Source organism: Variovorax sp. GW821-FHT09D07 (assembly GCF_059416345.1).
Genome location: NZ_JBWKOY010000016.1, coordinates 1 through 12447, shown reverse-complemented (window position 1 = coordinate 12447; position 12447 = coordinate 1). Strand labels below are relative to the sequence as shown.

13 protein-coding genes and 1 pseudogene are annotated in these 12447 nt (G+C 65.2%); 11 read left to right on the top strand and 3 right to left on the bottom strand.

The window, feature by feature from the left end; genetic code table 11:
- The first annotated feature begins 48 nt into the window (after positions 1-48).
- Entirely contained in the window at positions 49-732 is a 684-nt protein-coding gene (locus AC07OX_RS30870) for a dienelactone hydrolase family protein (protein WP_070061880.1), read from the top strand.
- Between the two features lie 49 nt (positions 733-781).
- On the opposite strand, the gene AC07OX_RS30865 is transcribed toward AC07OX_RS30870, so the two are convergent.
- Positions 782-1672 carry a LysR family transcriptional regulator gene (locus tag AC07OX_RS30865; RefSeq protein WP_070061881.1) on the bottom strand — a complete coding sequence of 297 codons (891 nt, stop codon included), beginning with the start codon at positions 1670-1672 and terminating at the stop codon, positions 782-784.
- 288 nt (positions 1673-1960) lie between these two features.
- On the opposite strand from AC07OX_RS30865, the gene AC07OX_RS30860 reads away from it, so the two are divergent.
- Positions 1961-2329 (top strand): hypothetical protein, encoded by a 369-nt coding sequence (locus tag AC07OX_RS30860; protein WP_062478764.1) that lies wholly within the window; start codon positions 1961-1963, stop codon positions 2327-2329.
- A gap of 83 nt (positions 2330-2412) precedes the next feature.
- Here the strand turns inward: AC07OX_RS30860 and AC07OX_RS30855 are convergent, their stop codons facing one another.
- A complete protein-coding gene (locus tag AC07OX_RS30855; RefSeq protein WP_487847420.1) occupies positions 2413-3558 on the bottom strand; it encodes a magnesium transporter CorA family protein in 1146 nt (381 codons plus the stop codon).
- A gap of 75 nt (positions 3559-3633) precedes the next feature.
- Positions 3634-4647: a porphobilinogen synthase gene (gene hemB / locus AC07OX_RS30850; protein ID WP_260685269.1), complete on the bottom strand. Its 1014-nt coding sequence runs from the start codon at positions 4645-4647 to the stop codon at positions 3634-3636.
- A 337-nt stretch (positions 4648-4984) separates the two neighbouring features.
- On the opposite strand from hemB, the gene AC07OX_RS30845 reads away from it, so the two are divergent.
- The 9 genes and pseudogenes from AC07OX_RS30845 to AC07OX_RS30805 form a co-directional block, all read left to right on the top strand.
- Positions 4985-5413 (top strand): CopD family protein, encoded by a 429-nt coding sequence (locus tag AC07OX_RS30845; protein ID WP_492744782.1) that lies wholly within the window; start codon positions 4985-4987, stop codon positions 5411-5413.
- A 13-nt stretch (positions 5414-5426) separates the two neighbouring features.
- Positions 5427-6554 (top strand): VanZ family protein, encoded by a 1128-nt coding sequence (locus AC07OX_RS30840; RefSeq protein WP_307697110.1) that lies wholly within the window; start codon positions 5427-5429, stop codon positions 6552-6554.
- A gap of 9 nt (positions 6555-6563) precedes the next feature.
- Positions 6564-6917, top strand: a complete 354-nt coding sequence (locus AC07OX_RS30835; RefSeq protein WP_062478851.1) for a (2Fe-2S) ferredoxin domain-containing protein — start codon at positions 6564-6566, stop codon at positions 6915-6917.
- 70 nt (positions 6918-6987) lie between these two features.
- Entirely contained in the window at positions 6988-7620 is a 633-nt protein-coding gene (locus AC07OX_RS30830) for an alpha/beta hydrolase (protein WP_369645459.1), read from the top strand.
- A 40-nt stretch (positions 7621-7660) separates the two neighbouring features.
- Complete coding sequence (locus AC07OX_RS30825) at positions 7661-8830, top strand: D-alanyl-D-alanine carboxypeptidase family protein (protein WP_070061890.1); 1170 nt, start codon at positions 7661-7663, stop codon at positions 8828-8830.
- A gap of 204 nt (positions 8831-9034) precedes the next feature.
- Positions 9035-9412, top strand: coding sequence for a 30S ribosomal protein S12 (rpsL, locus tag AC07OX_RS30820; RefSeq protein ID WP_013543948.1), 378 nt, complete (start codon positions 9035-9037; stop codon positions 9410-9412).
- Between the two features lie 148 nt (positions 9413-9560).
- Positions 9561-10034, top strand: a complete 474-nt coding sequence (rpsG, locus tag AC07OX_RS30815) for a 30S ribosomal protein S7 (RefSeq protein ID WP_007829591.1) — start codon at positions 9561-9563, stop codon at positions 10032-10034.
- Positions 10035-10131: 97 nt separating this feature from the next.
- Complete coding sequence (gene fusA / locus AC07OX_RS30810; protein WP_062478855.1) at positions 10132-12234, top strand: elongation factor G; 2103 nt, start codon at positions 10132-10134, stop codon at positions 12232-12234.
- 141 nt (positions 12235-12375) lie between these two features.
- A pseudogene (locus AC07OX_RS30805) lies at positions 12376-12447 on the top strand (GTP-binding protein); the annotation flags it as partial.

The window sequence follows — 12447 nt, the reverse complement described above, 5'->3', positions numbered from 1 at the left end:
AGCCGACCTGCTTTTTCTTTTTTCATTCCATCGTTTCAGGAGAACCCCATGGGCCAATTCATCGACCTCACCGCCAAGGATGGCTTCACCTTTCCCGCCTACGTGGCCGAGCCCGCGGGCACGCCGCGCGGCGCCGTGGTGGTGGTGCCGGAAATCTTCGGCGTGAACTCGCACATCCGCTCGGTGGCCGACGGCTACGCGGCCGACGGCTACCTGGCCGTGGCGCCGTCGACCTTCCACCGCGTCAAGCCCGGCGTCGAGCTGGGCTACAGCGACGACGACATGAAGACCGGCTTCGGCTACAAGACCGCGGTCGAGGCGCTGCCCGCGCCCGGCGTGCTGCAGGACCTCGAAGCCGCGATCGCCTACGCCTCGAAGGCGGGCAAGGTCGGCATCGTCGGCTACTGCTGGGGCGGCCTGCTGGTCTGGCGCGCCGCGGCCCTGCTGCCGGGCCTGGCCGCCGCCGCGCCGTACTACGGCGGCGGCATGACGACGCCGGAAGAAAGCGCACGCCAGCCGAAGGTGCCGGTGCTCGCGCAGTTCGGCAACCGCGACCACTGGATTCCGCTGGACACCATCGAGGCCTTCAAGAAGGCGCACCCCGAGGTGGAAGTGCATGTCTACGAAGCCGACCACGGCTTCAACTGCGACCAGCGCGGTTCGTACAACGCCGAGGCGGCGAAGCCGGCGCGTGAGCGTGTGCTGGCCTTCTTTGCCAAGCACGTCGGCTGATCCGGCACGTCTCAAGAAGAAAGCCCGGCAGTGCCGGGCTTTTTCATTTCTATTTCTTGGCGCCGACCCGGGTCTGCAGGAAGTCGAGCAGCGCGCGCAGCGCCGCGCTGTTGTGGCGCCGCTGCAGGTAGGCGGCCGACAGCCACATGTCCTTGCGCGCATAGCCTTCGAGCACCGGCACCAGCTCGCCGCTGTCGATGTGCGACTGCACGAGCAGCGAGGGCAGGTAGATCACGCCGAAGCCGCGCATCGCGACGCGGATCAGCGGTGCGCCTTCGGTGCAGTCCATGCGGCTCTTGACCTGCACGTCCAGGGGCTGGCCGTTGTCATCGAAGCGCCACGCGGGCTGCGTGCCCAGCAGCGAATGGGTCAGCGCCTCGTGGTGGGCGAGCTCCTGCGGGTGCGCGGGCTTGCCGTGCTTCTTCCAGTAGACCGGCGAGGCGCAGACCACCATGTGGATGAGCCGCAGCTTGCGCACGATGAGGTTGGCGTCTTCCACCGGGCCGCTGCGGATGTCGACGTCGATGCCTTCCTCGGCGAGGTCGACGGTGCGGTTGGTCAGCTGCAGGCTGATGCTCACGTCGGGGTAGTGGCGCATGAAGTCGGCCAGCAGGTCGGGGAACTCGCCGTTGCCCATGCCGTGCGGCGCCGAGATGCGCAGCCGGCCACCGGGCTGGCTGGCGCGCTCCTGCAGTTCAGCCTGCGTGAGCTCGACCATCTCGAGCATCGGCGTGCTGCGCTCCAGTAGCAACTGGCCGGCGTCGGTGAGGCTGACGGAACGCGTGGAGCGGTTGAGCAGGCGCACGCCGAAGCGGGTCTCGAGTTCGGCGACGTACTTGCTGACCGTGGCCTTCGACATGTCGAGCCGCTTGGCAGCCTGGGAGAAGCTGCCGTGCGAGGCGACTTCCCGGAAGGTTTTGATCAGATCGAGACTGTCCATGTCAGTGAAACCCGTTGTTTTTCGCGAGGGAGCGCGGTGTGCCGATTCTCGGGGGGTTTTGCCGGATAGGACCGGCGCGGGGTTCTGGTGTAAGCCGGAAGCAGTCAGGCGCCTTGTGCCCGGTTTTTTTGCGTGCACGACTTTGTTGACTGATTGTTTCGCTACAGGAAACACCGTGTCTCTGAACCGAGTGTTTTCCCGAAGGAATTCCGGCTGACACTCGCCGCACAGGCGAGCCAACGTGCAAGCCTGGTGGACATCCCATCTAGCCGAACACAAGGAACAGACATGAAGACCTCGCACATTTTCGCAGCCGCCGCCCTGACCCTCCTGGCCGCCACCGGCGCCCAAGCCGAGACGTACCAAGGCGTGACCCAAGTGATCTCGTCCAAGAGCCGCGACGAAGTCAACGCCGAAGCCCAGCGCACCGCCGCAGCCCCGAACCAGAACGTCGTGCGCGGTTCGCGCGGCGCGGAAACCGTGGCCGTGTCGAAGGACCGTTCGATCGTCGAAGCCGAAGCCATCCGCACCGCCTACGCTCCCGACCAGAACGTGACCTCGGGTTCGCGCGTCAACAGCAAGGTCATCTCGACCATGGTGAACCCGATGGACGCACGCGTTCAAGCCCAGCAAGGTTCGGGCGCCGTCGCCAAGTAATTGGCCGCGAAGCCAGCCGCCTTCCGGGGCGGTCAGAGCTGACTAAAAAAGCCACGCATCCGCGTGGCTTTTTTCATGGGCGCTCAGCGCGTGCGGGCGAGGTAGCGCTTGCGCCAGAAGATCAGGACCAGCAGCACCGCGATGACCAGCATGGCCGACATCGCGATCCAGAAGCCGTCCGCCTTGTGCACCAGCGGGATGAACTCGAAGTTCATGCCGAAGATGCCGGCGATGAGGTTCAGCGGCAGGAAGATGGCGGTGAGCACGGTCAGCACCCGCATGATGTCGTTGGCCCGGTGGCCCTGGACGCTGAAGTGCATCTGCACGGCCGTCTCGGCGTTTTGCTCGAGCCGGTGCACGTGGTGCACCACGCGCTGGATGTGCTCCAGCACGTCGCGGCTGCGCACCATGATCAGGTCGCGCTCGCGCTGCGCGGTCTCGCCCTGCGGCACGGGCAGGGTTTCGAGCGAATCGATCCAGTCCTGCATGGCGGCGCGCTGGTCTTCGCAGATTTCGTCCAGGCGGTGCAGCGACTGGCGCGCCTCCATCAGCGCGCTCCAGTTGGTGAAGCGGCTGCGCGGGTCGATGAGCTCGGTCTGCCAGTGGTCGAGCTGCTTCGTGAGCTCGCGCCGCATGTCGAGGTAGCCGTCGACGATCAGGTTGACGATGCGCAGCATCAGGTCGGCGGGGCTCGCCGGCAGGCGGGCCGAGGTGGCGCGCACGTCGAGCGCGGGCGTGCCGCGGTCGTCCGACGAGGCGGCCGCCAGCAGCCGGGCGGCGAAGGCGTCGCGCACCGTGCCGTCCTCGGGGTGCACCGACAGCAGCACGCGGTCGAACACCGCGAAGCCGACGGGGCGGGTGTCGATGCGGCGCAGCACCGGCGGGCCGCCGCGCGAGGGGCGTTGCGGCAGCGAAGGCTCCCCGCTGTTGCCGGTTTCAGCGCCGTTGCCTGTGGCCAGGCGGCGGAACACCAGCACGTCGTACAGCGAGGTGTAGTCGTAGTGCGAGGGCAGCTGGTCGTTGAGCAGGTCGGCCACGTGCAGGTCGACCAGCTGGGTCTGGCACAGCGTCTGCAGGATCTGCTGCACCTCGGGCTGGGCGGCGCGGAATTCGTCGCGCGTCAGCGAAATCCAGAGGTAGCTGGCGGCGGCGCAGGCGCCCGGCACGGCCAGCGGCGCCAGCGAGGCGTGCTCGCTGACCTGCGAGCGGCTGATTTCGAAGATGCGCATGGACACTCGCCCCCGGTGGTTCTTCTCCCACGCCAGAAGTGCCGTGGAGGTGCGGCAGGCATGCCGCAACAGCTATTATTTTTGTAGCAGCCGAGCGGCGTCAAGCGCGAAGTAGGTCAGCACGCCGTCGGCGCCGGCGCGCTTGAAGGCCAGCAGGCTTTCGAGCACCACGGCGTCGTGGTCGAGCCAGCCGTTCTGGGCGGCGGCCTTCAGCATGGCGTACTCGCCGCTCACCTGGTAGGCGAAGGTCGGCACGCGGAACTCGTCCTTCACGCGGCGCACGATGTCCAGGTAGGGCATGCCGGGCTTCACCATGACCATGTCGGCGCCTTCGGCGATGTCGATGGCGACCTCGCGCAGAGCCTCGTCGCTGTTGCCGGGGTCCATCTGGTAGACCTTCTTGTTGCTCTTGCCGAGCGTGGCGGACGAGCCGACGGCGTCACGGAAGGGGCCGTAGAAGGCGCTGGCGTACTTGGCGCTGTAGGCCATGATGCGCGTGTGGATGTCGCCGCGCGCTTCGAGCGCGGTGCGGATCGCGCCGATGCGGCCGTCCATCATGTCGCTCGGCGCCACAATATCGACGCCAGCTTGCGATTGTGTGAGTGCCTGCTTCACCAGAACTTCAACGGTGGCGTCGTTGAGGATGTAGCCCGTCTCGTCCAACAGGCCGTCCTGGCCGTGGCTGGTGTAGGGGTCGAGCGCCACGTCGGTCATCACGCCCAGCTCGGGGAAGCGCGCCTTGAGCGCGGCCACCACGCGGGGAATCAGGCCGTCGGGGTTGAAGGCCTCGTCGCCCGCGGGCGTCTTGAGGCTGGCGTCGATCACCGGGAACAGCGCCATCACCGGAATGCCGGCCTGCACGCACTGCTCGGCCACGGGCAGCAGCAGGTCCAGGCTCAGGCGGTCCACGCCGGGCATCGAGGGCACGGCGTCGCGGCGCTTCTCGCCTTCCTGCACGAACACCGGGTAGATCAGGTCGTTCGTCGTCAGCGCATGCTCGCGCACGAGGTTGCGGGTGAAGGCATCGCGGCGCAGCCGTCGCGGGCGGCCGGCGGGGAACATCGCGAGCGGGGAAAATGGTGACGTCATATATCTAAAATTGTGCCTGAAGCGCGAAATCGCAGCCCAGCGCTGCTGGAGGCAAGTTGTCTGACAACTACGGAAATTAATAGAACTTAAGTTCTAGATTTTTGTTGTAAAAGTCAAAGAAACTGCCTCAATCGCTTGAAACCTTGTTTCGTCTTTGTTAAATTCTGAAGCGGGCGGCTTGCCGCTCCCCGCTTTTCCTCCCTGAGCGGGTGCCTTGATGTGTGACAGCAAAAGGGCTTCCCAGCCCGACGTGAAGACGTCGGGCTTTTTTTTGCCCGAAACCTTGGCAAAGGGCCCCGAAGAGGGGTCAGTGTGCAGCCACCACTAAACTGCCGCCATGCTCTGGGTCAAATCTCTTCACATTGTTTTCATTGCCAGCTGGTTTGCCGGGCTGTTCTATCTGCCGCGCATCTTCGTCAACCTGGCGATGGTGCCCCCCGAGTCGGTCGCGGAGCGTGAGCGCCTGCTCCTGATGGCGCGCAAGCTGCTGCGCTTCACCACCTTCCTGGCTGTGCCGGCACTGGTGTTCGGCGCCTGGCTCTGGCTGGGCTACGGCATCGGGCGCGGCCCGGGCAACGGCTGGATGCACGCCAAGCTGGCCCTGGTGCTGCTGGCCATCGGCTACCACCATGGCTGCGGCGTGCTGCTGCGCCGTTTTGCGGCGGGCGGCAACCGCCGCAGCGACCGCTGGTACCGCTGGTTCAACGAGTTGCCCGTGCTGCTGCTGCTGGGCATCGTGATCCTGGTGGTGGTGAAGCCCTTCTGAGCCCGTGTCGACGGTGGACACGCCGCACAAGTCTGCCGCGCTCCCCCTGGCGCTGGCCTATGCGGCGCTGATCGTCTATGCCAGCCTGTACCCCTTCGCCGACTGGCGTGACCAGGGGATCGCGCCCTGGGCCTACCTGTCGGCGCCCTGGCCCAAGTACTGGACGGGTTTCGATTTCGGGGTGAACGTGGCGGGCTACGTGCCCTTCGGTTTTCTGTGTGCGCTGAGCGTGCTGCGCACGGGCAGCAGTCACAGTGTGTGGCGTGCGCTGTTGCGCGCCACGGTGGCGGGCGCGGCGATCGCCTTTGCCATGGAGACGCTGCAGAGCTATTTGCCGGCGCGCATTCCTTCCAATGTCGACCTGGGGCTGAACACCGCCGGCACGGTGCTCGGCGCGGTGCTGGCCGCGGCGCTGGAGCGGCTCGGTGCGATCGCCCACTGGAGCCGCGTGCGCTCGCAGTGGTTCGTCGAGGACGCGCGCGGCGGGCTCGTGCTGCTCGCGCTCTGGCCCTTTGCCTTGCTGTTTCCCGCGGCGGTCACCTTCGGCCTCGGCCAGGTGTTCGAGCGGCTGGAGACGACGATTTCCGAGTGGCTGCTCGACACGCCCTTCATCGACTGGCTGCCGGTGCGCCAGTTCGAGCTGGAGCCGCTGGTGCCGGCCGTGGAGCTGCTGTGCGTGATGCTCGGGGCGCTGGTGCCGTGCCTGCTGGGCTACCTGGTGGCGCGCAACGTGGTGCAGCGCGCGGTGCTGCTGCCGCTCATCCTGCTCGCGGGCGTCGCGGCCTCGGCGCTGTCGGCGGCCATGAGCTACGGCCCCGAGCATGCGTGGGCCTGGCTCGATCTGCCGGTGCAGGTCGGGCTGGCCGCGGCGGTGTTCGCGGGCGTGCTGCTGCTCTTTGCGCCGCGCCGGCTGTGCGGAGCGCTGCTGCTCATGGGGCTCGTGCTCCAGCTGAGCCTGCTGAACCAGGCGCCCGAGAGCGCCTACTTCGCACAGACCCTGGCCACCTGGGAGCAGGGCCGCTTCATCCGCTTCCACGGCCTGGCCCAGTGGCTGGGCTGGGGTTGGCCCTTTGCGGTGCTGGTCTACGTGGTGGCCGCGCTGTCGCGGCGCCGCCCTCGGCCTGAGCACGCACGCTCATAAAATCGGTCGATGCCCAGCACCACTCCCGCCGCGCCGTCCGGCTACTACGGCCGCCACATCTTCTTCTGCCTGAACGAACGCAAGAACGGCGAAGACTCCTGCGCCCTGCACAACGCGCAGGAAGGCTTCGACCGCTGCAAGGCCAAGGTGAAGGAGCAGGGGCTCGCCGGGCCCGGCAAGGTGCGCGTCAACAAGGCCGGCTGCCTCGACCGCTGCGCGGGCGGGCCCGTCGCAGTGGTCTATCCGGAGGCGGTCTGGTACACCTTCGTGGACGCCGAGGACATCGACGAGATCGTCGAGTCGCACCTGAAGAACGGCCAGGTCGTCGAGCGGCTGCTGCTGCCGCCCGACGTCGGCCGCTGAACTTTCCTGCGGACCCCGTGCTCGTACCGTGCACGTTGCCGGCATCGCCGGCCCAGCCAACCCCAGCGCCATGAACTCCCAGACCGAAAAAATCAGCCTCCAGGGCGCCGCGGGCGTGATCGAGGTGCAGCGCGATTTGCCGGCGGGCGACGCGCGCGGCATCGCGGTGATCGCCCATCCGCACCCGCTGTTCGGCGGCACGATGGACAACAAGGTCGTGCAGACCCTGGCCCGCGCCTTCGTGTCCTGCGGCTGGACGGCCGTGCGCTTCAACTTCCGCGGCGTGGGTGCCAGCGAAGGCGCTCACGATGAAGGGCGCGGCGAGCTCGAGGACATGCTGCATGTCGTCGGCCAGCTCGCGCCCGAAGGCCAATTGGCCATTGCCGGCTTTTCCTTCGGTGCCTTTGTGGCCAGTTGCGCGGCCGAGAAGCTCTGGGCCGCGCGCGACGTGCGGCAGCTGGTGCTGGTCGGCACGGCTGCCTCGCGCTTCTCGGTGGCTACGCTGCCGGCCGAAGCGCACGAGCGCGCGCTGGTGGTCCATGGCGAAGCCGACGACACCGTGCCTCTCGCCGCCGTGATGGACTGGGCGCGTCCCCAGTCACTCCCTGTCACGGTTATTCCCGGGGGCGGCCATTTCTTTCACGGACAATTGCCGCTGCTCAAAAGCCTGGTCGCCCGCCATCTGCGCGCGGGCACCGAATGAAAGCCTTGCAGGCTTGTCCTCGTCTCTTCTTATCTTCCCCATGAATCGTTTTTTCACTGCGCTTCGCGCACTGGTGCTGACCGCTGCTGCCTCGGTTGGTGTGATCGCCGCCGCCCAGATGCCGGCCCCGCCTGAAATCGCCGCGCGCAGCTACCTGCTGCTGGACGTGACCGCGAACCAGATCCTGGCGCAGAAGGACATCGACAGCCCCGTCGAGCCGGCCTCGCTCACCAAGCTGATGACCGCGTACGTCGCGTTCGACGCGCTGCGCGCCAAGAAGATCACGCTGACCCAGACCCTGCCGGTGAGCCCGCGCGCCTGGAAGATGCCCGGTTCGCGCATGTTCATCGACCCCAAGATGCAGGTGCCGGTGGAAGACCTGATCAAGGGCGTGATCGTGCAGTCGGGCAACGACGCCACGGTCGCGCTGGCCGAAGGCGTGGGCGGCACGGTGGAGCACTTCGTCGAGATGATGAACGCCCAGGCCAAGGTGCTGGGCATGAAGAACACCACCTACAAGAACCCCGAAGGCCTCACGGCGCCCGGCCACACGACCACGGCGCGCGACCTGAGCATCCTGGCCACGCGCCTGGTGCGCGACTTCCCGGAAGAAGCCAAGTACTACGCCATCAAGAAGTACCGCTACCCGGGCACCCCGTCGACCAACGACACCAACCGCAACCTGCTGCTGTTCCGCGACCCGACCGTCGACGGCCTGAAGACCGGCCACACCGACGCCGCCGGCTACTGCATGATCGCCACCGCCAAGCGCGACTTCCCGAACCTGACCGGCGGCCGCCGCCTGCTGTCGATCGTGCTGGGCGCCAGCAGCGAAGCCGTGCGCGCCAACGAGTCGCAGAAGCTGCTGAACTGGGGTTACACGGCCTACGACGCCGTGCGCCTGTTCGACGCCGGCCAGCCGGCCGCCACGCCCGCCGTCTGGAAGGGCAAGGCCAACGTGCTGAAGCTGGGCCGCCCCGAGGCCATCGTGGTCGCCGTGCCGACCGGTTCCGCCAGCAAGATCAAGACGCAGGTGTCGCGCCCCGATCCGCTGGTCGCGCCGTTCACCAAGTACCAGGCCGTCGGCTCGCTCAAGGTCACGCTGGATGACCAGCCCCTGGCCGACGTGCCGCTGGTCGCCCTGGAGCCGGTCGAGCAGGCCGGCGTCTTCGGCCGCGCCTGGGACGCCGTGCGTCTCTGGATCAAGTAAGAGACAGGAAAAAAACGGCCTTGAAACAGGCGGTGGCGGGCGCTCCAGGCGCCTGACATTGCCATTTCAGACCTGCCTGCTATACTCGTGGGCTTTTCGGAATTTTCCGAAGGGTTTCACGTTTTCGTTATTCCCGGCTTCCTTGAGTCACGACCAAGGGCGGTTTCACCACCAAGGCTGGGTTGTTTTGGGACTAATTCATTCATGCCAACCATCAATCAACTGGTGCGTCAGGGTCGAACGGTCGAAAAGATCAATTCGAAGAGCCCTGCCATGCAGAACTCGCCGCAGCGTCGCGGTGTCTGCACCCGCGTCTACACCACGACGCCCAAGAAGCCCAACTCGGCGCTTCGTAAAGTTGCCAAGGTCCGTCTGACCAATGGCTTCGAAGTCATCTCCTACATCGGCGGCGAAGGCCACAACCTGCAAGAACACAGCGTCGTGCTGGTTCGCGGCGGTCGTGTCAAGGACTTGCCCGGTGTGCGTTACCACATCGTGCGCGGTTCGCTGGACCTGCAAGGCGTGAAAGACCGCAAGCAGTCGCGTTCCAAGTACGGCGCGAAGCGTCCCAAGAAGGCTTAAGCCTTCCTGTCAGAAAACAAAGCGGTGTTCGATGGCCTTGGCGGGCTTGTCGAACGAAGTGACCCAATGTCGGGTCGAGTAAGTGAGAGTCCTGACTGGCTCTCGCGGTATCGGAAACGATGCCAACTGAAGCAAAGAGGTTAGAAAAATGCCACGTCGTCGCGAAGTCCCCAAACGTGAAATCCTGCCGGATCCCAAGTACGGCAATGTCGAGCTGTCCAAATTCATGAACGTGATCATGGAAGGCGGCAAGAAGGCTGTTGCCGAGCGCATCATCTACGGTGCCCTCGACTTCATCGAGAAGAAGAACCCGGACAAGGACCCCCTCGAAGCGTTCACCGTTGCCATCAACAACGTGAAGCCGATGGTCGAAGTGAAGTCGCGCCGCGTCGGTGGTGCGAACTACCAGGTGCCGGTCGAAGTCCGTCCCGTCCGTCGCCTCGCTCTGTCGATGCGCTGGATCAAGGAAGCTGCCCGCAAGCGCGGTGAGAAGTCGATGGCCCTGCGTCTGGCCAACGAACTGATGGAAGCCACGGAAGGCCGTGGCGGTGCCATGAAGAAGCGCGACGAAGTGCACCGCATGGCAGAAGCCAACCGCGCCTTCAGCCACTTCCGCTTCTAAAAAACACACGTCTCTTGAGCGTTGGGGGTTGAGTACCGGGCGAAATCGCCCGTGCTCGACGCCCAGCGCTCAACGCATTTAAACCCGAAAGTACATCATGTCCCGCAAGACCCCCATCGAGCGCTACCGCAACATCGGTATCTCCGCGCACATCGACGCCGGCAAGACCACCACCACCGAACGTATCCTGTTCTACACGGGCGTGACCCACAAGCTCGGCGAAGTGCACGATGGCGCGGCAACGACCGACTGGATGGAGCAGGAACAAGAGCGTGGCATCACGATCACCTCGGCTGCCGTGACCTGCTTCTGGAAGGGCATGGACCACTCGCTGCCCGAGCACCGCATCAACATCATCGACACTCCCGGCCACGTGGACTTCACCATTGAAGTCGAGCGCTCGATGCGCGTGCTGGACGGCGCCGTCATGGTGTACGACTCGGTCGGCGGCGTGCAGCCCCAATCGGAAACCGTCTGGCGCCAGGCCAACAAGTACAAGGTGCCGCGTCTGGCGTTCGTGAACAAGATGGACCGCATCGGCGCCAACTTCTTCCGCGTTCGCCAGATGATGGTCGACCGCCTGAAGGCCAACCCCGTGCCGATCGTGATTCCGATCGGTGCCGAAGACAAGTTCCAGGGCGTGGTCGACCTGCGTCTGATGAAGGCGATCTTCTGGGACGAAGCCTCGCAAGGCATGAAGTTCGAAACGCGCGAGATCCCCGCCGAGCTGGTCGAGCTGGCCAAGGAATGGCGCGAGAAGATGGTCGAAAGCGCGGCCGAAGCGTCGGAAGAGCTGATGAACAAGTACCTTGAAGAAGGTGACCTGACGCTCGAAGAAATCACCCACGGTCTGCGCACGCGCACGATCGCCGGCGAAATCCAGCCGATGCTGTGCGGCAGCGCGTTCAAGAACAAGGGCGTGCAGCGCATGCTCGACGCCGTGATCGAACTGATGCCTTCGCCGCTGGACATTCCTCCGGTGCACGGCACGGACGACGACGAGCAAGACGTGACCCGCAAGGCCGACGACGGCGAGAAGTTCTCGGCGCTGGCATTCAAGCTCATGACCGACCCGTACGTCGGCCAGCTGACCTTCGTGCGCGTGTACTCGGGCGTTCTGAGCAAGGGCGACACCGTCTACAACCCGGTCAAGGGCAAGAAAGAGCGTATCGGCCGTATCGTGCAGATGCACGCCAACGAACGTCTCGAAATCGAAGAAATCCGTGCCGGCGACATCGCCGCTTGCGTGGGCCTGAAGGACGTCACCACGGGCGAAACCCTGTGCGACCCGAACGCCATGATCACGCTGGAGCGCATGGAATTCCCCGAGCCCGTGATCTCGCAGGCCGTCGAGCCCAAGACCAAGGCCGACCAGGAAAAGATGGGCATCGCCCTGCAGCGCCTGGCTTCGGAAGATCCGTCGTTCCGCGTGCGCACCGACGAAGAATCCGGCCAGACCATCATCTCCGGCATGGGCGAACTGCACCTCGAAATCATCGTGGACCGCATGAAGCGTGAATTCGGCGTGGAAGCCAACGTGGGCAAGCCGCAAGTGGCTTACCGCGAAACGATCCGCAAGACCGTCGAAGAAGCCGAAGGCAAGTTCGTTCGCCAGTCGGGTGGTAAGGGCCAGTACGGTCACGTCATCCTGAAGATCGAGCCGCAGGAAGCCGGCAAGGGCTTCGAGTTCGTCGACGCCATCAAGGGCGGTGTGGTTCCTCGCGAATACATCCCCGCCGTGGAAAAGGGCGTTGTGGAAGCACTGACGCAAGGCGTGCTGGCGGGCTACCCCGTCGTCGACGTCAAGGTCACGCTGCACTTCGGTTCGTACCACGACGTGGACTCGAACGAAATGGCGTTCAAGATGGCCGCGATCTTCGGCTTCAAGGAAGGCGCCCGCAAGGCCAGCCCGGTCATCCTCGAGCCGATGATGGCCGTGGAAGTCGAAACGCCTGAAGACTATGCCGGCAACGTGATGGGCGACCTGTCCAGCCGTCGCGGCATGGTGCAGGGCATGGACGACATGATCGGTGGCGGCAAGCTCATCAAGGCTGAAGTCCCGCTGTCGGAAATGTTCGGCTACTCGACGACGCTGCGCTCGGCCACGCAAGGCCGCGCCACGTACACGATGGAGTTCAAGCACTACGCTGAAGCTCCCCGTAACGTCGCCGAAGCCATCGTGGCCGCTCGCTCGAAGTAAGTTTCAAGAATGTGGGGCTGCGCAGTGCGCGGCCCTTCTTGTCTGCGATCCGGTGCCGCCCTGTTCCCGTGCGGGGCGAACCAGCAATCGGATGCAGACATAAAACCAACACACGGGACATGCTCTTTCAAGGATTGAAAAATGGCAAAAGGTAAATTCACCCGCACCAAGCCGCACGTGAACGTGGGCACGATCGGTCACGTTGACCACGGC

Excerpts from the sequence above, each read along its gene's own strand:
- AC07OX_RS30870 (WP_070061880.1), top strand. The coding sequence starts at position 49 with ATGGGCCAATTCATCGACCTCACCGCCAAGGATGGCTTCACCTTTCCC.
- AC07OX_RS30865 (WP_070061881.1), bottom strand. The coding sequence starts at position 1,672 with ATGGACAGTCTCGATCTGATCAAAACCTTCCGGGAAGTCGCCTCGCAC.
- AC07OX_RS30860 (WP_062478764.1), top strand. The coding sequence starts at position 1,961 with ATGAAGACCTCGCACATTTTCGCAGCCGCCGCCCTGACCCTCCTGGCC.
- AC07OX_RS30855 (WP_487847420.1), bottom strand. The coding sequence starts at position 3,558 with ATGCGCATCTTCGAAATCAGCCGCTCGCAGGTCAGCGAGCACGCCTCG.
- hemB (WP_260685269.1), bottom strand. The coding sequence starts at position 4,647 with ATGACGTCACCATTTTCCCCGCTCGCGATGTTCCCCGCCGGCCGCCCG.
- AC07OX_RS30845 (WP_492744782.1), top strand. The coding sequence starts at position 4,985 with ATGCTCTGGGTCAAATCTCTTCACATTGTTTTCATTGCCAGCTGGTTT.
- AC07OX_RS30835 (WP_062478851.1), top strand. The coding sequence starts at position 6,564 with ATGCCCAGCACCACTCCCGCCGCGCCGTCCGGCTACTACGGCCGCCAC.
- AC07OX_RS30830 (WP_369645459.1), top strand. The coding sequence starts at position 6,988 with ATGAACTCCCAGACCGAAAAAATCAGCCTCCAGGGCGCCGCGGGCGTG.
- AC07OX_RS30825 (WP_070061890.1), top strand. The coding sequence starts at position 7,661 with ATGAATCGTTTTTTCACTGCGCTTCGCGCACTGGTGCTGACCGCTGCT.
- rpsL (WP_013543948.1), top strand. The coding sequence starts at position 9,035 with ATGCCAACCATCAATCAACTGGTGCGTCAGGGTCGAACGGTCGAAAAG.
- rpsG (WP_007829591.1), top strand. The coding sequence starts at position 9,561 with ATGCCACGTCGTCGCGAAGTCCCCAAACGTGAAATCCTGCCGGATCCC.
- fusA (WP_062478855.1), top strand. The coding sequence starts at position 10,132 with ATGTCCCGCAAGACCCCCATCGAGCGCTACCGCAACATCGGTATCTCC.